The organism is Kribbella sp. NPDC050241 (assembly GCF_044459685.1).
Taxonomy (GTDB): Bacteria; Actinomycetota; Actinomycetes; order Propionibacteriales; family Kribbellaceae; genus Kribbella.
In genome coordinates, this window is sequence record NZ_JBITJE010000001.1 from 224,848 (window position 1) to 245,331 (window position 20,484).

A 20,484-nucleotide genomic window follows, 5' to 3' on the forward strand; every position below is an offset into this window, starting at 1 on the left:
CGGGTCAGCCCTTGGCGAAGGTGTCGACCGTTTGCTGGACCATCATCGGCACTGACAGCGCTCCGCGACCCACCGACCAGACGCCGCGGTCGACCGTGTGCACCTGGTTGGTCTGGACCGCCGGGATCGAGTCCCACAGCGAGTTGCCCTTCCAGGTGTCGGTGACCACCGGAGAGCCCGGATCGACCGTCAGGAACATCGCGTCCGCCTTGGTCTGCGCCAGTGACTCGAGTGGGGTCTGGTCGCTGAGCTTGCCCGCGACTTCCTTGTAGGCGCAGGTCAGCCCGAGTTCGGACAGCACCCCTGCCTGCAGGGAGTTGGCCGTGAAGGCGAAGAACTTGTCCGGCGTCGGGACGCCGATCAGCGCGCGCTTTCCCGCCTCAGCGGTGAGCTTGCTCTTGCCTGCCGCGATGGAGTCCTTGAGGCTCTTCTCCGTCTCGGCGGCCTTGTCCGCCTTGCCGACGGCCTGGCCGAGCTTCTGCAGGTTCGGGTAGAAGTCGGCCCAGCTGGAGGTGTCGAGGATCAGCGTCGGTGCGATCTGCGAGAACTGCTCGTAGTCCTTCAGATGCTCGGACTTGTCGGCGACGATCAGGTCGATCGGTTCAGCCGAGAGGATCTCGAGGTTCGGCGAGATGCGGCTGCCGAGCGAGGTGTACTTGCCGAGCTTGCCCTCGAACTGCGGGGGCATCGGGTTCCCGCTGCCTGGTTGCTGCTCATCGGCGATCATCACCGGCTGAACGCCCAGGGCGAGCAGGTCTTCGAGGAACTGCCACTGCATCACGGCGACGCGGACAGCGGGCTTGGGCAGCTTGACCTCGCCAGTGGCTGCCTGGATGGTCACCGCCTCGGCGGTATCGCCGGCCGCGGCGTCGCTGCCGGGGCCGCTGCCACAGGCCGCGACGGCGATCACACTGACGGCGGCGGCAACGGTCGTCGCGACCCTGGTGAGCTTGGTGACCCTGGTCAGCCTGGTGAGCTTGGTGACCTTGGCCAGCGGACGGGGACGTCGGGAGAGTCCAGCATTCATAGGTGCTCCTTAGAACAGACAGGGAGTGAAACTCGAGAGACCTGTGATATGCGAAATGCTGTATATCGCACGAAGGTAGGACTGCCCATGGGTCGTGTCAACGCTTCGAGCAGGTTTTAATCTGGAACACCTGCTACACGGACACGCGCCCCGCCGCGGTCGATCGCGGTGAGAACTCCGTGCGTAGCGGCGTGACTCCTTGCTGTTCACTAATGCACATGGTTAATGTTCGGATTGTCAACAAAACTACGACCTGGCCGTCAGTGTGTGCCGAAGGCGTGAGGTGGGCACCCGGGTGAGGCCGTGTGAAGACAGGAGGACACCGTGGACGCCGAGACCCAACCGCCAGTCGGGCCCCAGCCGCTCAGGAACACACCCGTCGAGAGCCGGCCGCCCGTCAACAGTCCGGGCGGGGGCCGATCGCCAGGCGGAGGTGGTCCGTCAGGTGGAGGCGGTGCATCGGGTGGAGGCGGCCCGTCAGGTGGCGGTCCGTCAGGTGGTGGCGGTGCGTCAGGTGGTGGCGGTGCGTCCGGTGGAGGTGGGCGGTCGGGTGATTCGCGGACTTCGGTTGATTCCGAGCCGCCGCCCGGCGTACTGAAGCGGGCGATCGCCGCATCGGCGATCGGGAACGCGACCGAGTGGTTCGACTACGGCATCTACGCCTACGGCGTGACCTACATTTCGGCAGCGATCTTCCCGGGCGACACCGAGAGCGCGACGCTGCTCGCATTGCTGACATTCGCGGTCTCGTTCCTGGTCCGGCCGCTGGGTGGTCTGGTCTGGGGGCCGTTGGGTGACCGGCTCGGCCGCAAGCACGTGCTGGCGATCACGATCCTGATGATGTCCGGCGCGACGCTGCTCGCCGGCCTGGTCCCGTCGTACAACTCGATCGGACTGTGGGCGCCGACGCTGCTGGTCGTGCTCCGGATGATCCAGGGTTTCTCGACTGGTGGTGAGTACGGCGGTGCTGCGACCTTCATGGCGGAGTACGCCCCGAGTCGCAGGCGTGGATTCCTGGGCAGCTTCCTCGAGTTCGGAACGCTGGCCGGATTCTCCGCCGGTGCCCTGCTGATGCTGTTCTTCTCGCTGGTGCTCGGCGACGAGAAGATGCACGCGTGGGGCTGGCGCCTGCCGTTCCTGGTGGCCGCGCCGCTCGGCCTGGTCGGTGTCTACCTGCGGTCGCGTCTCGAGGACACGCCCGTCTTCCGCGAGCTCGAGGCGAAGGGCCAGAAGGAAGAGCAGACAACGCACCAGTTCAGGGATCTGCTGGCCGGCTACTGGCGGCCGATCCTCCGGCTCGGTGGCATGGTCGTCGCCCTGAACGTCGTCAACTACACGCTGCTGACGTATATGCCGACGTACCTCGAGAGCGAGATCAAGCTCACCGCGGACGAGTCGCTGATCGTGCCGATCATCGGAATGTTGACAATGATGATCTTCCTGCCGTTCGCCGGCCGACTATCGGATCGGGTCGGCCGCAAGCCGCTGTGGTGGGTCTCGCTGGCCGGGTTGTTCATCTTCGGGGCGCCGATGTTCCTCCTGATGGGGACGAACATGCTCGGCGCGATCGTCGGCTTCGCGGTGCTCGGTCTGCTGTACGTCCCGCAGCTCGCGACGATCTCGGCAACCTTCCCGGCGATGTTCCCGACCCATGTCCGGTACGCGGGTTTCGCGATCGCCTACAACGTGTCGACCTCCTTGTTCGGAGGTACGGCGCCCGCCGTGAACGACTGGCTCACCGCGAAGACCGGCAACGCCCTGGTGCCGGCGTACTACATGATGGCCGCCTGCATCATCGGCGCCATAGCCCTCGTCAAGGTCCCCGAAACCACCCGCTGCCCGCTCAACGGCACTACCGTTCCAGGCACCGAAGGGGCGCCGCCCCCGGTCGCTCTGGAACCCGAGCCGGCCAGAGCCTGACTACTCGATCGGCTCCTGCAGTTCGGTGACCCAGCCGGCGGGATCGTCCGGGCAGTCGAGGTAGAGCTCCCGCGCAGGCTCGCTGGACCGATGGCCGTTGTCGTCGATCCAGCGGGCCAGCGCCTGCCACGCGGGTAGCACTTGGTCGATCGGTCCGCGATGCACCAGCGTCGCCGCACGTACCGCGGGCAGGTCGATGAACTCCAGGCCGTTGAGGTTGCCCTCGGCCTCGATCGCTGCCGGAACAGTCGCGCGGACGACGACTTCGTCCTCGGTCTGGTGGGAGCGTTCGTACAGGCAGGTCAAGTGGCCGGTTGGCCGGACGGCGGCGTGGGGGAGCCGGCGGCCGAGTTCGGCGCAGAGTGGATGGACCACCGGGCTGATGTCCGCGGGCGTGAAGCTCGCGGCGGTTGCCGTCAGTCCGACCAGCCGGACGGCCGCCAGCTCCTTGATCACCACATCGGCGGTGGGGAGGTCAGTTTCGATGCTGCGCAGGCGTGACTCGACCTGGGCGAGCCGGGTATAGCTCTCGGCAACAGTGGATTCAAGCTCCGCGCGTCGGATTGTCAACAATGCTTGCAGTTCGGTCGGGCCGATCTCGTCGGCGACCATCGTCCGTACCTGCTCGAGCGAGAACCCGAGATCCTTCAGAGCGACGATCCGGTTGAGGTCCGCGAGTTGCCCGGCGGTGTAGCTGCGATAGCCGGTCGCCGGATCGACGTACGCCGGCCGCAGCAGTCCGATCGCGTCGTAGTGCCGCAACATGCGGATCGACACCCGCCCATGCCGTGCAAACTCTCCAATTGCGAACAATCTCAGCCTCCTTCCGCGGTGACGTCAACCAGCCACAAGTTCGGCGAACGTGATCGCGGTGTCGTCCTCGTGCCACGGACCGATCACCTGCGCGCCGACCGGCAGCCCGTCCGGTGTGTGCCCGATCGGCATGCTGAGTGCGGGATGCCCGGTCAGTGAGGCGTGCGCGATCCAGAACACCTGGGCGTCATACCGCTGCTCGCCGTACGACGTCGTGATGGTGCGCTCCTCGAACGGCCGGTCGTCATGGGGAAACGCCGCGGTGAAGCTGGCGGGACACATGAACACATCGACCTCCTTGAAGTACTGCTGCCACTTCATCCGCGCGCCCATTCTTCGCCGCTCCTGCTCAATCACCTCGCCGAGACTCAGCGATGACGGCTCGCCACCGTGCAGCGCGAAGAACAGTTCGACCTGCGATCCGAACGCCTCGGCCTGGTCCCAGGGATCGACACCGTCGGGCCAGCCCTCGACGATCTTCGCACCGCTCCGGCCGATCTGGTCGACCGTCGCCGAGAGCAGGTCGCCTACCTCACTCGACACCGGCGCCGCGGGATGGTCGGTCACCACGCCGACCCGGAAGTCCGCGAGCCGGCCGTGGCGCGACCGGGGCAGTTCCCAGGAGAACGGTGCGGCCGGGCCGCCGGTCACCCGCAGCCCTGTCCGCAGGTCGGCAGCCGATCGCGCGAGTGGTCCGATTGTCGACAAGTTCGGGAACTCGTTCGGCACTTCCGGCGGCCCCGGCACCTGGAAGCCCTGCAGCGGAACCAGTCCGGCGGTCGGCTTCAGCCCGTAGACGCCGCAGTACGCCGCCGGCAGCCGGATCGACCCGACCAGATCCGACCCGTACTCCAGGTAGCTCAGGCCCGCCGCGAGCGCGGCCGCGCCGCCTCCGCTCGAGCCGCCCGGTGTGCGGGCGAGGTCCGCTGGATTGTTCGTCCGCCCGTAGATCTCGTTCGTGGTCTGTCCGAAATCCGCGAGCATCGTGTGGACATTGCTCTTGCCGACAATGATCGCGCCGGCCCGGCTGAGCCGCTCCACCACCACCGCATCCCGATCCGCGACATACTCCGCGAACGCCGGATTGCCCCAGGTCGTATGCAGGCCCGCGACGTTGAAACACTCCTTGATCGTCATCGGTACGCCGTGCAGCGGCCCGACCTCACGCTCGTCCGCAACCGCCGCATCAGCTTCGTCCGCACTCCGCAGAGCGAACTCCGCCCTCGTCTCGACCACCGCGTTCACGCTCTGGTCGTGCGCGATCCGCGCCAGCAGTTGCTCCGTGACCTCGCGCGACGTCACCTCACCGGCCCGAATCCGGCGGCCGATCTCGGTTGCTGTTGTCATCATGCGGATTGTCTACGGTCTGACACAGTGTCAGGGTCAACGGGAGGGGCAACCGACCGCACGCCCGTTGTGGAACACCGTCCGGATGCGGGACTCCAGCGACGTACAGCCCAGGTCCGTGCCGTCGATCAGCACCAGGTCTGCGCGCTTACCCGCGCAGATCTCGCCGCGGTCGTCCGAGAGCCCGAGCAGCCGGGCGGCGTCGATTGTTGCCGCGCGCAACGCTCCGGCATCGCCCAGGCCGGCCGCCGCCAGGTGCTCAAGCTCCCGCAGTACTTCGGTGTGCGGGCGTACTGGATTGTCCGTGCCCATCGCGATCGGCACCCCCGCATCGAGCGCGAGCCGGACCGACTTACGGTGCGCCTCCGGAGCGCCGTCGGGGGCATGCTCAGGATCTGGTTGGGTTGTCGACAATGTGGGCACGTAGAACGTGCCGGCTGCAGCCATCGCCTCAACAGCAGCCTCGTCGAGGTACGTCCCGTGCTCGATACTCGCCGCGCCGGCCCGCGCCGCCACTTCGGCTGCCCGCGCGCCGTGGGCATGCACCATGACCCGGCGATCGCCCTGCCGGCGTGCTTCGTCCACCAGCGCCGTCATCTCGTCGACAGTCAACTGGACGTCATGCACACCGGTCCCGAGCGCCAACGACCCGGTCGCAGTGAGCTTGATCCAGTCCGCTCCGGCCCGCACCATCCGCCGTACGACGGCCCGCGCTCCGTCCGCGCCGTTGAACACCGGGTCCGGCATCGACGGATCGCCGAAGTAGTCGACCGGCCCGAGGTCCGCTGCCCACAGATCGCCGATGCCGCCCGTCGTACACACCTGGCGGAGGCTGATCAGCACCTCAGGCCCCTCGATCCACCCGCGCTCGACTGCGAGCCGTACGCCGGCATCGGCTCCCCATGCATCGCGAATCGTGGTGACGCCAAGGCTCAGCAAGGTCCGGAGTACGGGTACGGCGGAGAGCGGCCGAGTCGACCGTGGCAGGCCGTCCGCATCGCTCAGCATCTGCGTGAGACAGACGTGCGTGTGGCAGTCGATCAGCCCGGGCAGCAGCAACCCACCGGAACAGTCGACCTCCTCGTCCCCATCCAACCCTGGTCCAACGTCGACAATCCGATCGTCGGCGAGTACGACGTCCGCCGCCCGCACATCACCAGACGCGACATCGAGCACGGATCCGGAATGCAGTAGCAGGCGACCAGTCACTCCCGAATCGTCGCAACCTCGAGGGCCGCTGGGAACGGCTCACAGCTGCCCGCATCGCGCTCAGGTGAGAGCGGTGCCTTGGAGGCCTGACTCCGAAAACCGGTCGCAAGTTCGATGACGGTCGTAGTAACTTGCCGCTCGGTCGAATTCGTTGCCGAGATCCGTGGAGCAGGAGAAGAGACGGTTGCATGAACGCCGAGACCGTCGCCACGCACGAGCGCACGCCCGGACCAGGACGTGGGCCGGTTGGTGGTCTGCTGCGGACGCGGAACTTCGGCTTGTTCTGGGTCGGCGAATCAACCAGCGGATTCGGCTCGGCCGTCACGACTGTGGCCCTGCCCCTCGTGGCGGTGACCACCCTCCATGCAGGCACCAGCATGGTGGCGCTGCTGACAGCCGCGAACTGGGTGCCGTTTCTGGTGATCGGGCTTCCGGCCGGGGCGTGGGTCGACCGTTGGCCGCGTCGACGCGTCCTGCTGGCCGCCGATTTCGTGTCGGCGGTGGTGCTGGCCGGTGTCCCGATCGCGGCGTGGACCGGAGTACTCACCATGGGGATGCTGCTGGCGGCAGCGCTGCTCGCCGGCATCGCCAAGGTGTTCTTCGACCTTGCGTACAACGCGTTTCTGCCCCATCTGCTGGCCCCCGAGGATCTGCTCGAGGGCAACTCCAAACTGCAGACCAGCGCGTCGGCGGCCGAGCTCGCCGGTCCGGGCCTGGGAGGGCTGTTGGCACAGGTGGCGGGCGCGGTCTGCGGGGTCCTCATCGACGCGCTGACGTTCCTGGTCTCGGCGGCCTGCTTGGCGGTACTGCGAGTCGGGCCCGAGGCGCAGCGAGACCGGGCCGGTGATCTGGGCGTGTTCCGTCAGATCGCCGAGGGTTTCGGGTTCATCCGGCGCGAGAGTTTCCTGGTGGCCATGACTGCGATGGCGGCGATCGGCAACTTCGCGATGATGGGGCTGGCCGCACTGCGGATTGTCTACCTGGTGCGTACAGAGGGCGCGAGTGCGGGCACCGTGGGATTGGTGATCGGTGCGAGCAGCGTCGGCGGCATCCTGGGCGCCGTGTTCGCGTCGCGGATCGTGCGGCGCTTCGGCAATGCGCGCGCCTACCTGATAGCGAATCTCGCGATCGCGCCGTTCATCCTGCTCCTCCCGGCCGCCGGTTCCGGTTGGCGGCTGTCGCTGTTCGCGGCCGGATCCCTCGTGGTGCTGACAGGCTCCACAGTCTCGAACATCATTACCGCCACGTTCCGGGGAAGCTACGTGCCCGTTCGGTTGCTCGGCCGGGTCACCGCGAGCTCTCGGTTCCTCGTCTTCGGCACAGGTCCGCTCGGCGCGGTGACCGGCGGAGCGTTGGCGGCCGGCTTCGGAATCCGAACCGCCATGTGGGCGCTGGCTGTCCTGTTCGCCTGCACCCGCACGCTCCCGCTGGCCACGCCAATCCGCACCTTGCGCGACTTCCCCGCCTACCGCGCCTGACAAGTGTGGGTCAGGTGGTGATGGCGGAGACCGCGTCGGACCAGATGGTGGCGGCTTCGTCGATCTCGTCCGGGGTGACGACGAGGGCGGGGATGAAGCGGACCACCTGGCTCCAGGCGCCGCAGGTCAGCAAGAGGAGTCCTCGGCGGGCGGCCTCTTGCTGTACGGCGGCTGCCGTGACCGGGTCGGGTTTGCCGTTGGCGTCACGGAACTCGTTGCCGACCATCAACCCGAGCCCACGCACGTCGGTGATCTGCTCGTGTTTGTCCGCCACCAGTTGCAAAGCCTGCTTCAGCTGAGCACCGCGCTCGGCCGAGTTCTGCACCAGACCCTCGTCCTGGATCACGTCCAGCGTCGCCACCGCCGCCGCGCACGCGACCGCGTTCGCGCCGTACGTCCCGCCCTGCGAGCCGGGCCACGCCTTCTCCATCAACGCCGACGGGGCTGCGATGCCCGACAACGGGAAGCCGGACGCGAGCCCCTTCGCTGTGACCAGGATGTCCGGGCGCGAACCGAAGTGATCACCACCCCAGAACTTCCCGGTCCGCCCGAATCCGGTCTGTACTTCGTCGACAACCAGCAGGATCCCGTGCTCGTCGGCGCGTTCCCGCAGGCCGGCGAAGAACCGCTCGTTCGCCGGGACGTAGCCACCCTCACCGAGCACCGGTTCGACGAAGAAGGCGGCAGTGTCGGCCGGCGTACTCAAGGTCTGGAGGACGTAGTCGAGTTGGCTCAGCGCGAAGTCCGTCGCCTGCTCGACCGGCCAGCCGAAGTGGCCCGGGTCCGGGAACGGCGAGACGTGTACGCCGGCCATCAGGGGACTGAAGCCGGACCGGAACTTCGTCCCGGAGGTCGTCATCGATGCCGCGGCAACGGTCCGGCCGTGGAAGCCGCCGTGGAACACGATCACGTTCGGCCGTCCGGTCGCCTGCCGGCTGAGGCGCAGCGCGGCTTCGATCGCCTCGCTGCCGGAGTTCGCGAAGAACATCCGGTCGAGGTGCTGGGGGAGGACCTCGCCGAGGCGGTCGACGAGTGTCAGTAGCGGCCGGTGCATCACGGTCGTGTACTGCGCGTGGATGATCTTGCCGACCTGCTCCTGGGCGGCGGCGACCACGCGGGGATGGCAGTGCCCGGTCGACGTCACGCCGATGCCGGCCGTGAAGTCGAGATACCGGCGGTTGTCCTCGTCGAACAGCTGCACGCCCTCACCGCGGGCGGCGACGACTCCGGTCGCCTGTTTCAGGATCTGCGACAGCTCGGCCACGGACTTCCCCTCCAGATGTCGACTGGTAGATTGTCGACAATCAGCGTATCTCAGGTGTCGAGGCCGGTGAAGGGGTGCGAATGACCGAGCGAAACGCAACCAATGCAATAGATGCCGACCGGTATGCAACCGGGGCGATGGTCGCCGAGCGTGGCGAGGCCGCGGTGGTGGATGGCGCGCGGCGTGAGGCCGCGGTGGTGGATGGCGCGCGGCGTGAGGCCGGGGTGGTGGTTGCCGGGCGGCGCGAGACCGGGCCAGCGGTTGCCGGGCGTGGCGAGGCCGGGGCAGTGGATGTGGGGCAGTGGGTGCCGGGCGGGATGGGGGCGGAGCGGTGGTTGCTGAGCGGAGTGGGGGTGGAGTGATGGGTGGCGGGCGGGATGTGTCTCGCGAGGAGGCTCGGGTCGTCGAGGCGGTTGAGAAGCGCCTCTTCATCGACGGCAAGTGGACCGATGCGGAGGGCGGTACGACGTTCGACGTGGTCGATCCGTCGACGGGCGAGGTGCTCTGTGCGGTCGCCGATGCGACACCGTCCGACGGGCGCGCCGCGCTCGATGCGGCCGTCGCGGCGCAGCCGGCGTTCGCCAAGACATCTCCCCGCGACCGCGCGGACATGCTGACGGCGGCGTACCAGCTGCTGATGGAGCGTGTCGACGATCTGGCGTTGCTGATGACGCTCGAGATGGGCAAGCCGCTCGCGGAGGCGCGCGGCGAGATCGCGTACGCGGCCGAGTTCTTCCGGCACTTCGCGGGCGAGGCGGTCCGGATCGACGGTGGGTACCAGACCGCGCCCGCCGGCAACGCCCGCTTCCTGATCACCAAGCAGCCGGTCGGCCCCTGCCTGCTCATCACCCCGTGGAACTTCCCGATGGCGATGGGCACCCGCAAGCTCGGCCCGGCGATCGCGGCCGGCTGCACGAGCGTGATCAAACCCGCGCACCAGACACCGCTGTCGATGCTCGCGCTGATGGGGATCCTCGCGGAGGCCGGCGTACCGGCAGGTGCGGTCAACTGCGTCACCGCGATGGACGCGGGCGGCGTGATGGAGCCGCTGATCAGGTCCGGGCTGGCTCGCAAGCTGTCGTTCACCGGCTCCACGCGGGTCGGGCGGGCCCTGCTGGAGCAGTGCGCCGAGAAGGTCCTGCGGACGTCGCTCGAACTTGGCGGCAACGCGCCGTTCCTGGTGTTCGAGGACGCGGATCTGGACGAGGCGGTCGACGGGGCGATCGCGGCCAAGATGCGCAACATGGGCGAGGCGTGTACGGCGGCCAACCGGATCTTCGTGCATGCCTCGGTCATCGACGAGTTCGGGCACCGTCTCGCAGCAAAGATGTCAGCGCTGACGGTTGGCCGCGGCACCGAACCCGATGTCAAGGTCGGACCGCTGATCGACGAGGCCGGTCTCACCAAGGTCCAGTCGCTGGTCGCCGATGCCGTCGACCGCGGCGCCAGCGTCCTCACCGGGGGAGAGGTTGCCCCGGGCAACGGCTACTTCTATCCGCCGACGGTGCTCACCGGCGTACCCCGGGATGCCGCGATGGCCGACCAGGAGATCTTCGGCCCGGTCGCGCCGCTGACGCCGTTCACGACGGACGACGAAGGGCTGGCGGCCGCCAACGACACGGAGTACGGCCTGGTCGCCTACGTGTTCACCAACGACCTCCGCCGCGCGCTCCGCATCGCCGAGTCCCTCGAGACCGGCATGGTCGGCCTCAACCAGGGTGTCGTCTCCAACCCCGCCGCCCCGTTCGGTGGCGTCAAGCAATCCGGTCTCGGCCGAGAGGGCGGCTCTGTCGGCATCGACGAGTTCCTCGAGACCAAGTACATCGGCATCGCGATGCCCTGATCGCGAAGGAATCGGGCCTCTACCGCGATGTGAGGCGAGCGATGGCGTCGTCCATGTGGGCCATGAGCAGATCGTCGGCGTGCAGACCATCGCCGTTGCGGATGGCTTCGGCCAGGCGCTCGTGCTCGCCGACGCGAACCTCGGACGTCGTGTAGGTCTCCTCGAGGGCGTGGATGCACATGCGGGTCTCGGTGATGTACGTCCGGTGCATCCGGGACAGCCGGGAGCTGCCGGCCAGCTCGACCAGGCGTTCGTGGAACGCGATGTCGAGCTCGCCGACGGCCGCCGGGTCACCTTCCGCTGCGGCCATCTCGTGGACGATGGCGAGCAGTTGTTCGCCGGCGGCCTTGTGGTCGCCCAGCATGATCTTGCGGGCGGCGGCGCGCTCGATCGCCTCGCGGGCCAGGTACATGTCCTGGACGTCGTCCGCGGTCATGTCGATCACGAACAGGCCGCGGTTGCGAATCGCGACCAGCAGCCCTTCCTGCGTCAGCCGCTGCATGCCCTCCCGCAGAGGTCCGCGGCTGACGCCGAGCTTGCGGGCGAGGTCCGCCTCGCCGAGCTGCGTGCCCGGCTTGAGCTCCCCGTGGCCGATGGCCTTGCGCAGTTTGTCGGCGATGATGCTCGGCGTCGACTCCTGGGCCAGCGGCTCGATGTAACTGGTCACACTTCCGTCCCCCTTGAGGCAAACAAACTTCCCAGACCTGGCAGAGAAGGTACCTGGCCGAGCAAGTCGAGTCCCTTCCAGACCGTCACCTGGTTCGCGGTCAGCACCGGCTTGCCGACCGCGGTCTCCAGATCGTCGACAATCTCCAGCGTGTGCATCGCGGTGTCCGGCACCAGGATCGCCTCGGCGTCCGGGTGGTCGGCGGCCTTCACCATTGCGATCACCCGGTCCGGCGCGAGCGTCCCGACCTCGGCCGCGGTGACGATTCCGTGGCTGCCCATCGACACCACTTCGACCCCGCCGCCGGTCAGGAATCGCACGAAGTGCTGCGCCACGTCCTCCGGGTACGACGCCGCCACCGCGACCCGCCGTACGCCGAGCGCGCGGCACGCGTCCACGAACGCGATCGAGGTGGAGGACGCCGGTACGCCGATCGCCTGGGCGACACCGGACGCCTGGTTGCGGGCGCCCTCGGGGCCGAAGACGAAACTGCCCGACGTACACGCCCACATCACCGCGTCCGGCTCTTCGGCCGCGAGCTCCGAGGCGCCTTCGGCGAGCCGCTCGGCGCGGCCGAGGTCAAGCAGGGCGTCGATCCGGTGCGCGTCCTCGCCCACCGACGTGATCACGACCGGCAGCCGGACCGTACCGTCGAGCCGCGCCTCGAGCGCCGGGTAGTCGTCCTCCGCGCTGTGCCCGGGATAGAGCAGCCCCAGCGTGACCATTCCGACCTCCTGGCTGACCCGCGTCGCAATAGGTAGATTGTCGACAATGCTAACCCGTGAGAGCTCCGGCACCGGAAATGTCGCGTACGACGTCCCCGGGTTGGTGGCCGGGCTGCGCCGGGACCTGCGGGGTGTGGTCGCGGACGACCGGCGGACCCGGGCGCTGTACGCGGTGGACGGCTCGAACTACCGCGCCGTCCCGGACCTGGTCGTCGTACCCGCGGATGCCGAGGACCTGGCGACGGCGGTGGCGCTGACCGCGGCGGCCGGCGCTCCGGTGGTGATGCGTGGCGGTGGTACGTCGATGGCGGGCAATGCGATCGGTGGCGTGGTGATCGATGCGTCCCGTCACGTCAATCGCATCCTGGAGATCGATCCGGCGACGCGGACCGCGGTGGTAGAGCCGGGCGTCGTACTGACTGATCTGCTGGCTGCGGCGAAGCCGTACGGGCTGGCGTTCGGGGCGGATCCGTCGTCGGGGAGCCGGGCGACGTTGGGCGGGATGATTGCCAACAATGCGTGTGGTGCGCATTCGGTGGCGTGGGGGACGACTGCCGACAATCTGCGCTCGCTGGATGTGGTGCTTGCTGACGGCACCAGGATGACGGTGGATTCCACTGCGGACCGCGCGGAGTGTGCGGCGCGGCCGGGGCGGGAGGGGGAGCTGCATCGCGCGCTGCAGCGGTTTGTCGATCGGCATGAGTTGCTGATCCGGCGACGGTTCGGGCAGTTCACGCGGCAGATCTCGGGATACGCGTTGCATCGGTTGCTGCCGGAGTACGGGTACAACGTGGCCGGATTGTTGACCGGGAGCGAAGGTGGGCTCGCGGCGACGCTGCGGGCGACGGTGGCGTTGACCGAGTTGCCGAAGGCAAAGGTTCTGTGTGTGCTCGGGTTCGGTGACTCGATCAGTTCGGCCGACTGTGTGCCGATCGTGCTGCGGCACGGCCCGCTCACGATGGAGTCCATAAACAGCGACCTCGTCGAACGCCTGCCGCGCGAGGTCCGCGATGCCGCGGTGCGTGCCGGTCTGCCGGAGGGCAACGCCTGGCTCCTGATCGAGATGGGCGGCGAGGATGAACACTCCGCCATCGCTGCCGCCCGAACCATGCTCGACGACCTCCGGGGGAGGGCCGATGGAGGGGGCTTGTCTGTGGGTGGGGGAGGGCGGTTTCCGACGGCTTCGTTGGTTACTGATCCGGGGGCACAGGCTGTGTTGTGGCGTTGCCGGACAGATGCCGCGGGGCTGGCGACGCGGCGCGCTGACGGGGCGGAGGCGTGGGGTGGTTGGGAGGACGCCGCCGTGCCGCCGGAGCGGTTGGGGGACTACCTTCGCGGGCTTGACGAGGTGATGGGGCGGCACGGTCTGTCCGGAGCGTCGTACGGGCATTTCGGTGAGGGCTGCATGCACATGCGGATCGACTTCGACCTGCTCAGTGCGCGCGGCCTCGCGACGTACCGGGAGTTCGTTGAGCAGGCCACCGATCTCGTGGTCGAACTCGGCGGGTCGGTGTCCGGAGAACATGGTGACGGCCGAGCGCGGGGTGAGCTGCTCAGTCGGATGTACGGCGTCGACGGTGTGCGACTGTTCGCGGAACTCAAGGAGATCTGGGATCCGGCGCGGGTGATGAACCCCGGGATGATCGTCGACCCGCCGCCGCTGGACCTGGCGATCCGGCATGACGGTCCGGCGAAGGACCGCAGATTGTTGACAGTCTTCGCGTACCCGGATGACGACAACGACTTCGCCCAGGCACAGCGCCGTTGCGTCGGGATCGGCAAGTGCAGGCAGAGCTCGGGCGGAGTGATGTGCCCGAGCTATCAGGTAACCAAGGATGAACTGCACTCGACCCGCGGCCGCGCGCATCTGCTGTGGGAGATGCTGCAGGGTGACGTCATCGCGGACGGATGGCGATCGACCGAGGTCCGCGATGGCCTCGACCTTTGCCTGTCCTGCAAGGGATGTCTGTCCGACTGTCCGGTGAACGTCGACATGGCGACGTACAAGGCTGAGTTCACTCAGCATCACTACGCGCGCCGTCCATGGGCGCGGCCGATGTCGCACTGGTCGATGGGCTGGCTCCCGCTCTGGGCCCGGGTCGCCTCGCCGGTGCCTGCGTTGGCCAACAAGGTTGCCGGCCTCGGTCTGGTCAAGAAGCTGGGTGGAATCGCGGCCGAGCGCGCTGTGCCTACGTTCGCTTCGGAGACCTTCACGAGCTGGTTCGCCAAGCGCGGCAGGGGATTGTCGACCGGTGGACAACAGGTTGTGCTGTGGCCGGACACGTTCACGAACTACCTGGCGCCTGAGATCGGGCGGGCTGCGGTTGGGGTGCTGGAGGTGGCTGGGTTCGAGGTGGTGCTGCCGGACAAGCCGGTCTGCTGTGGGCTGACCTGGATCTCGACGGGCCAACTGAAGAAGGCCCGACGCGTGCTCACTCGATCGCTCAAGACCCTCGAGCCGCATCTGGTCGCCGGTACGCCGATCGTCGGCCTCGAACCGAGCTGTACGGCGGCACTCCGCCACGACGCACCGGATCTGATTGCCGACAATCCACTTGCCGACCAGGTTGCGAAGGCGACCCGCACATTCGCCGAGCTGCTCGCCGAGGCCGAGTGGGAACCGCCGCAGGTCGGGGGAGAAGCGCTGGTGCAGACGCACTGCCACCAGCACGCCGCACTCGGCTTCGACGCCGACCGTCGGCTGATGGCCGCGGCCGGGATCGACGCGACCATCCCCGACTCCGGTTGCTGCGGACTGGCCGGCAACTTCGGCTTCGAGCGCGACCACTACGCGGTCTCGAAGGCGATCGGCGAGCGCGTCCTGCTCCCCGCCGTACGTTCCTTGCCCGAGGCAACCGCCGTACTCGCCGACGGCTTCAGCTGCCGCACCCAGATCACCCACGGCACCACCCGCCACCCCCGCCACCTCGCCGAACTACTAGCGGCAGCCCTACCCCAGGCAACGGGCGGCTGATCGATCGCGCCGTTCGTGCGGCTGCGCCGCCGTACTCAGATCACCCACGGCGCCACCCCCGCCGGCCGGACCACGTTCCGCCGTCTCGATGAACTCGGTCTGGAAGTGGTCGGGCAACGCCGTGAGCCAGATCAGGCGGTGATCGGATGCCGGCACTCAGCCGCGTTCACCGATTGGCGGCCAGCACTGCCGCGAGGCCCTCTTGCAGATCTTTGACGAAATACTCGGGAACCTCCAGCGACGGGAAATGTCCCCCGATGTCGGGCGACCTCCATCGGACGATCTGTCGGTACCGCTCCTGCGCCCAGGCGCGCGGATATTTCTCGATGTCGCGGGGATACATACTGATTGCTGTCGGGACGTCGACCCGAAGTTCGGGGTCCAGTGAGTTGTGGCTTTCGTAGTAAATGCGAGCCGACGATGCGCCGGTCCGCGTCAGCCAATACAGCGTGACGTCGTCAAGAATCCTGTCTCTGGAAATCCTCTCGAACGGGCTGTCTTCGGTGTCTGACCATTCGGCGAACTTGTCAAGGATCCAGGCAAGAAGCCCGACCGGTGAGTCGACGAGCGAGTAGCCGATGGTCTGCGGCCGGGTCGCCTGCTGCTTCGCGTACGCCGCGCGGTGGCGCCAGAAGTCGTGGGTTTCCTCGGTCCACTTGCGCTCGACCGCCGTCAGACCGTCCGTTGTCAAACCGGGCGGTCCCTCCGCGAACGTTGTGTGGATGCCGAGAACGTGCTCCGGGAACCTGCCGGCGAGAACCGTGGTGATGTTTCCTCCCCAGTCGCCGCCGTGGGCTGCGAACTTGCTGTAGCCGAGCCTTCCCATCAGTTCCACCCAGGCGGCCGCGATCTTTTCGGTTCCCCACCCGGTGATGGCCGGCTTGTCGCTGTAACCAAAGCCTGGGAGCGATGGAACCACGACGTGGAACGCCGGCGCGTCTGCATCTTTCGGATCTGCCAGCTCGTCTACGACATCGACGAATTCGGCAATGCTGCCTGGCCATCCGTGCGTCAAGATCAGAGGAGTGGCATCTGCGCGCGCGGATCGGCGGTGCAGGAAATGGATTCCCAGATCATCAATAGTCGAGCGGAACTGGCCGATCCGGTCGAGGCGCTCTTCGAACGAGCGCCAGTTGTACCCGGTGCGCCAGTAGTTCACGAGATCGACGAGGTCGGCGAGAGGAACGCCCTGATCCCATCGGCGAGGGTCGGGCGCGGCGCGATAGACCGTCTCGGCCTCCGGTAGCCGCGCAGCCGCCAATCGCGCGCGCAGATCGTCGAGATCAGCGTCGGTTGCGTGGGCTTCGAATGCTTGCACGTCGCTGGTTGGACGGGGCATGAGACCTCCTAGCCATCGCGGAACCGGCTGCAATCTATCGCGAACCGGCTAAGACGGTTCTAACATGCCTTTCTGCCAGAGTGCAACCTGCTAAGGTGGTTCCATGCGTGTGGAGTTCCCTGAGTTTCGCCTCGGCACCGTGCTGGCGACCAGCTTCACGGGGACTCTGTCGGAGCGTCAGGGCGACGCTGTGGAGCGCATTCCCACGCCGGAGCGACTCGTCGACTGGCTGGCAGTGAGCGGCCTCGCCGTGGACTCCTGCACCAGTGCCCAGCTCGATCTCGCTCGGGAACTGAGGGAGTCGATTCACGCCGCCGCGACAGCGGCCGCGATCCAGGACGCTCTCCCTGCAGCTGCCGTTCAGGTCATCAATGACTGCAGCGCTCAGGGTCGGGCCGCGGCTGTCCTGACGCCCGAGGGAAAGCGGCGATGGCGGCTCAGCTCGGCTTCCTGCGTGGAAGATGCCCTCAGCGTGATCGCCGCCGACGCAATCAGCATCATCGCAGGCGAACGAGACGGAAAACTGGCCTTGTGCGCATCGCCGACCTGCCAAGCCGCCTTCTTCGACACCAGCCAAAGTCGCACCCGCAGATGGTGTGACATGGGCACGTGCGGTAATCGTGAGAAGAAGGCGCGCTTCAACGCCAAGCGGCGCAGCCCCAGCTCAGCGGAGTGATCGTCACCTCGGTACATCGCGCGGAGCTTGCTTGAAACCGGTGGATTCGGGCCCCACCTGCACCCTCAAATGCGATGGGCGGCTTTGCGTCGCGGCTTGATGTCGAGGGCTGCGAGGGCGCCGTCTACGGCCACGCGGCGGAGCTCGTCCCGTGGGACGTCGGCGAATTGGATCGTGCAGTCTTGGATGCCGCCGAAGGCGATGACGGCGCGGGCGGCCTGCTCCAGCGTGGGGTTGGGGCCGTGCAGCAGCTTCCCCAGTCGTCCGCGCCACTCCAGCACGAGATCAATCAGGCCCAGGTCGGCAAGTGTGGTCAGCTCGCTGAGCATCAGCACGATCTCTCGGCGATTGCGGTAGTGGAAGTCGAAGTACCCCTCCAGCAGGGCGCGCGGCTCGACCTCACCCAGCGCCTCCTGAGCCACCAGGAAGGCTTCTTCCTCGTCGATGATCGGCTGCACGATGCTGCGGACCAGTTCCTCACGGGAGGAGAAGTGGTAGTACAGCGCCGGCTTCGTGATGGCCAGCCGGTCGGCGATCTCCTGCAGGCTGGTCCGCTGCACGCCCTTCTGGGCGAAGAGCTCGCGGGCGACCTCCTGGATCCGCTGCTTGGTGTCCGAGGGACGTGGCATGCCGTCAGCTTATCTGACTTAACGATAGGTAAGTAACCATGCTAAGCTTACCGACCGTTAAGTAAGGGAGGCATGCTCATGCGGATTCTCATCTCCGGCGCCAGCGTCGCCGGTCCGGTGCTGGCGTACTGGCTCACCAGGCACGGCTTCTCCGTCACCGTCGTCGAACGCTCGCCGGCTCTGCGCAAGACCGGCGGCCACGCGGTCGACCTGTTCCGGCCCGCGATGGACATCTCGGAGAAGATGGGCGTGCTCCCGCGCGTCGAGGAGCGGGCCACCGGCACGAACCGGATGACCCTCTACCGAGAGGGCGTACGGCGTCCCGTTCGGGTCAACCTCGCGAAGATCTTCAGTGCCGCCTCCGAGCGGCACGTCGAGGTGATGCGCGACGACCTCAGCGAGATCTACTACGACACTGCCTGCGACGACGTCGAGTATCTCTTCGGCGACTCGATCACCGAGATCTCGCCCGACGGCGAGGTGCGGTTCGAGAACGCCGACCCACGCCGCTTCGACCTCGTCGTCGGCGCTGACGGCCTGCACTCCAACGTGCGCCGCCTCGTCTTCGGCGACGAGTCCCAGTTCAGCTCGTACATCGGGGCCTATCTCGGGGTCCTGAACCTGCCCAACACCGCCGGCCTCGACCGCGAACTCCTCATCCACGTCGGCGTCGGCCGCACGGTCGGCATGTACGGCGCGCCGCACCTCGGCGACGCGCGGGCGTTGTTCTTGTTCCGCAGCGAGGGCGAGCTGGAGTACCACCACCGCGACGTACACCGCCAGAAGGACCTGCTGCGCGGGGCGTTCGAGGGCATGCACCCCGAGGTGGACCGGTGGCTGGACGAGCTCGACCGTACGCCGGCGTTCTACTTCGACTCGATCACCCAGCTCCGCATGGACACCTGGTCGCGGGGGAGGGTGACGCTCGTCGGCGACGCGGGGTACTGCCCCGGCCCGGCCGTCGGCGGCAGCACCACCTTGGCCGTCGTCGGCGCGTACGTCCTCGCCGGTGAGTTGGCGCGGGCCGGCGGCGACCACCAGCGCGCCTTTCCTGCCTATGAACGCGCCATGGCGGAGCATGTGCGCGGCAGCCGCGCGGTTGGGCTGAGCGCGGCGAAGACTCTGATCCCCACATCGCATCTCGGCGTCTCGGGACTGGCCCAGGGTTCCCGATTGATCTCTGCCCTGCCTGCGGGGCCTAGCCGCGCGCTCCTCCGCCTCACTACCAAGAGCGCACGCGTGTACAACTCCATGACTGTCGACAATTACCTGCCGGCCTCAACCGCATCAGGAAGCCGGGGCAACCCCGGAGGCAGCAGGGTGGAGTGATGAATGCACGCCGCCCCGCCCGGCGACTGAGTCGTCGGATTGTTGACAATCGCTAGCTGAGGAGGCGGAGAGCGGTGAGGGCGTAGGTGCGGGCCGCGGTGACGAGTTCGGCGATGGGGACCGACTCGTCGGCGCGGTGAGCCTCGGTGGTGACCGAGCCTGGTCCGAGCACGACAACGGGTACGCCGAGGTCGCGGGCGACGTACCCACCATCGCAAGCCGCCGTCCAGCCGGCGAGGGGGAGCGCGGCGCCGCCGGCGTCGAGTCGGGCGGCCTCGGTCGCAACGACCAGCGCGTCGTCGGCAGCGGTCTCGAAGGCGGGCATCTCCATCGGCATGTCGAGGTCGACGGTGAGACCGCGCGACTTCAGATCCAATGCCGCGACCCGGGTACGCAGGTCGTCGACGACAGTGGCCGGCGATTCGCCCGGGAGCAGGCGGCGGTCGGCGACGATCACGCACTCGGCCGGGACGATGGAACCGCCGGTGCCGCCGTTGATCTGGCCGACACTCCAGGTTGCGGGGCCGAGTAGCGGATGAGGTGCGGCGGCGAGTTCGGCGTGCAGGCGTTCGATCTCGGCGACGACCGCGGCCGCGCCGTAGATCGCGTTCGCGCCGTCGTCCGGGTTGCCGGCATGGCAGGCTCGGCCGTGGATCGCGACCCGCAGGTACGAGTCGCCGCGGGCCGCGATGATCGTCTGCAGATCGGTCGGTTCTGCAGTGATGCAGCCGACGAAGGATCGGGGCCGTCCGCTCGCGGAGGCGACGTACGCGCGTATCCCCTTACCGGTCTCCTCCTCGTCGACCACGGCCGCGAGCTCGACCGGACCCCTCAGGTCGGTGCCGCGCAAGGCGGCCAGGGCGACGAGCGCCGCGGCCAGACCGCCCTTCATGTCGGACGCGCCACGCCCGTAGATCCGGCCATCCCGCACCCCGCCGCCGAACGGATCCGTCGTCCAGCCGTCGCCGATCGGTACGACGTCCGTGTGCCCGAGCAGCAACACACCGGGACCGTTGCCCCCGGCAAACGTGATGCCGACGTTGTCCCGCCCTGGCTCGACGGGCGAGGTCACCACATCGAGCCCGAGCTCCCGTCCGGCCGCGGCGAGTACGGCGACGGTCGCGGCCTCCTCACCCGGCGGGTTCTGGCCGGTCGCGCGCACCAGGTCCGCGGTGACCCGCACCAGCAGGTCTTCGTCGATCCGATCCAGCACTGCCTGCTCAGCGGGCGTCACGCTCATGCCG

General features: G+C 67.8%; 18 protein-coding genes. 8 read left to right on the plus strand and 10 right to left on the minus strand.

The window, feature by feature from the left end; genetic code table 11:
* Positions 1-4: 4 nt before the first annotated feature.
* The gene (locus tag ACIBG5_RS01010; RefSeq protein ID WP_396389380.1) at positions 5-1,027 is read right to left on the minus strand and encodes an ABC transporter substrate-binding protein; all 1,023 of its coding nucleotides are present in this window, start codon (positions 1,025-1,027) and stop codon (positions 5-7) included.
* Between the two features lie 445 nt (positions 1,028-1,472).
* Here ACIBG5_RS01010 and ACIBG5_RS01015 point away from each other — a divergent pair, with 445 nt between their 5' ends.
* Positions 1,473-1,625, plus strand: coding sequence for a hypothetical protein (locus tag ACIBG5_RS01015; protein WP_396390778.1), 153 nt, complete (start codon positions 1,473-1,475; stop codon positions 1,623-1,625).
* Positions 1,622-2,947, plus strand: a complete 1,326-nt coding sequence (locus tag ACIBG5_RS01020; RefSeq protein ID WP_396390751.1) for an MFS transporter — start codon at positions 1,622-1,624, stop codon at positions 2,945-2,947. Before ACIBG5_RS01015 ends, ACIBG5_RS01020 begins: the two co-directional genes overlap by 4 nt.
* Here the strand turns inward: ACIBG5_RS01020 and ACIBG5_RS01025 are convergent, their stop codons facing one another.
* The 3 genes from ACIBG5_RS01025 to ACIBG5_RS01035 are packed head-to-tail and all read right to left on the minus strand — an operon-like array spanning position 2,948 to position 6,316.
* Positions 2,948-3,760, minus strand: coding sequence for a MerR family transcriptional regulator (locus ACIBG5_RS01025; protein WP_396389381.1), 813 nt, complete (start codon positions 3,758-3,760; stop codon positions 2,948-2,950).
* Between the two features lie 24 nt (positions 3,761-3,784).
* Positions 3,785-5,110 carry an amidase family protein gene (locus ACIBG5_RS01030; protein WP_396389382.1) on the minus strand — a complete coding sequence of 442 codons (1,326 nt, stop codon included), beginning with the start codon at positions 5,108-5,110 and terminating at the stop codon, positions 3,785-3,787.
* Between the two features lie 33 nt (positions 5,111-5,143).
* A complete protein-coding gene (locus tag ACIBG5_RS01035) occupies positions 5,144-6,316 on the minus strand; it encodes an amidohydrolase family protein (protein ID WP_396389383.1) in 1,173 nt (390 codons plus the stop codon).
* A gap of 188 nt (positions 6,317-6,504) precedes the next feature.
* On the opposite strand from ACIBG5_RS01035, the gene ACIBG5_RS01040 reads away from it, so the two are divergent.
* Positions 6,505-7,794: an MFS transporter gene (locus ACIBG5_RS01040; RefSeq protein ID WP_396389384.1), complete on the plus strand. Its 1,290-nt coding sequence runs from the start codon at positions 6,505-6,507 to the stop codon at positions 7,792-7,794.
* Between the two features lie 10 nt (positions 7,795-7,804).
* Here ACIBG5_RS01040 and ACIBG5_RS01045 read toward each other — a convergent pair whose 3' ends face one another.
* Positions 7,805-9,058: an aspartate aminotransferase family protein gene (locus ACIBG5_RS01045; RefSeq protein ID WP_396389385.1), complete on the minus strand. Its 1,254-nt coding sequence runs from the start codon at positions 9,056-9,058 to the stop codon at positions 7,805-7,807.
* Positions 9,059-9,138: 80 nt separating this feature from the next.
* Between ACIBG5_RS01045 and ACIBG5_RS01050 the strand changes: the two genes are divergently transcribed.
* Together ACIBG5_RS01050 and ACIBG5_RS01055 are read left to right on the plus strand one after the other, a co-directional pair.
* Positions 9,139-9,420, plus strand: coding sequence for a hypothetical protein (locus ACIBG5_RS01050; RefSeq protein ID WP_396389386.1), 282 nt, complete (start codon positions 9,139-9,141; stop codon positions 9,418-9,420).
* The gene (locus ACIBG5_RS01055) at positions 9,420-10,901 is read left to right on the plus strand and encodes an NAD-dependent succinate-semialdehyde dehydrogenase (protein WP_396389387.1); all 1,482 of its coding nucleotides are present in this window, start codon (positions 9,420-9,422) and stop codon (positions 10,899-10,901) included. The genes ACIBG5_RS01050 and ACIBG5_RS01055 overlap by 1 nt, the downstream gene beginning before the upstream one ends.
* Before the next feature lie 19 nt (positions 10,902-10,920).
* Here ACIBG5_RS01055 and ACIBG5_RS01060 read toward each other — a convergent pair whose 3' ends face one another.
* Both ACIBG5_RS01060 and ACIBG5_RS01065 read right to left on the minus strand, forming a co-directional pair.
* A complete protein-coding gene (locus ACIBG5_RS01060) occupies positions 10,921-11,568 on the minus strand; it encodes a GntR family transcriptional regulator (protein WP_396389388.1) in 648 nt (215 codons plus the stop codon).
* Complete coding sequence (locus ACIBG5_RS01065; RefSeq protein ID WP_396389389.1) at positions 11,565-12,293, minus strand: maleate cis-trans isomerase; 729 nt, start codon at positions 12,291-12,293, stop codon at positions 11,565-11,567. Before ACIBG5_RS01065 ends, ACIBG5_RS01060 begins: the two co-directional genes overlap by 4 nt.
* Positions 12,294-12,339: 46 nt before the next feature.
* Between ACIBG5_RS01065 and ACIBG5_RS01070 the strand changes: the two genes are divergently transcribed.
* Positions 12,340-15,267, plus strand: a complete 2,928-nt coding sequence (locus ACIBG5_RS01070) for an FAD-binding and (Fe-S)-binding domain-containing protein (RefSeq protein WP_396389390.1) — start codon at positions 12,340-12,342, stop codon at positions 15,265-15,267.
* A gap of 166 nt (positions 15,268-15,433) precedes the next feature.
* Here the strand turns inward: ACIBG5_RS01070 and ACIBG5_RS01075 are convergent, their stop codons facing one another.
* Positions 15,434-16,606, minus strand: coding sequence for an epoxide hydrolase family protein (locus tag ACIBG5_RS01075; protein WP_396389391.1), 1,173 nt, complete (start codon positions 16,604-16,606; stop codon positions 15,434-15,436).
* A gap of 103 nt (positions 16,607-16,709) precedes the next feature.
* Between ACIBG5_RS01075 and ACIBG5_RS01080 the strand changes: the two genes are divergently transcribed.
* A complete protein-coding gene (locus ACIBG5_RS01080; protein WP_396389392.1) occupies positions 16,710-17,282 on the plus strand; it encodes a CGNR zinc finger domain-containing protein in 573 nt (190 codons plus the stop codon).
* Between the two features lie 65 nt (positions 17,283-17,347).
* Here ACIBG5_RS01080 and ACIBG5_RS01085 read toward each other — a convergent pair whose 3' ends face one another.
* Positions 17,348-17,911, minus strand: a complete 564-nt coding sequence (locus ACIBG5_RS01085; protein ID WP_396389393.1) for a TetR/AcrR family transcriptional regulator — start codon at positions 17,909-17,911, stop codon at positions 17,348-17,350.
* A gap of 78 nt (positions 17,912-17,989) precedes the next feature.
* On the opposite strand from ACIBG5_RS01085, the gene ACIBG5_RS01090 reads away from it, so the two are divergent.
* Entirely contained in the window at positions 17,990-19,240 is a 1,251-nt protein-coding gene (locus ACIBG5_RS01090; protein ID WP_396389394.1) for an FAD-dependent monooxygenase, read from the plus strand.
* 52 nt (positions 19,241-19,292) lie between these two features.
* On the opposite strand, the gene ACIBG5_RS01095 is transcribed toward ACIBG5_RS01090, so the two are convergent.
* Positions 19,293-20,480 carry a M20 family metallopeptidase gene (locus tag ACIBG5_RS01095; RefSeq protein ID WP_396389395.1) on the minus strand — a complete coding sequence of 396 codons (1,188 nt, stop codon included), beginning with the start codon at positions 20,478-20,480 and terminating at the stop codon, positions 19,293-19,295.
* Between the last annotated feature and the right edge of the window lie 4 nt (positions 20,481-20,484).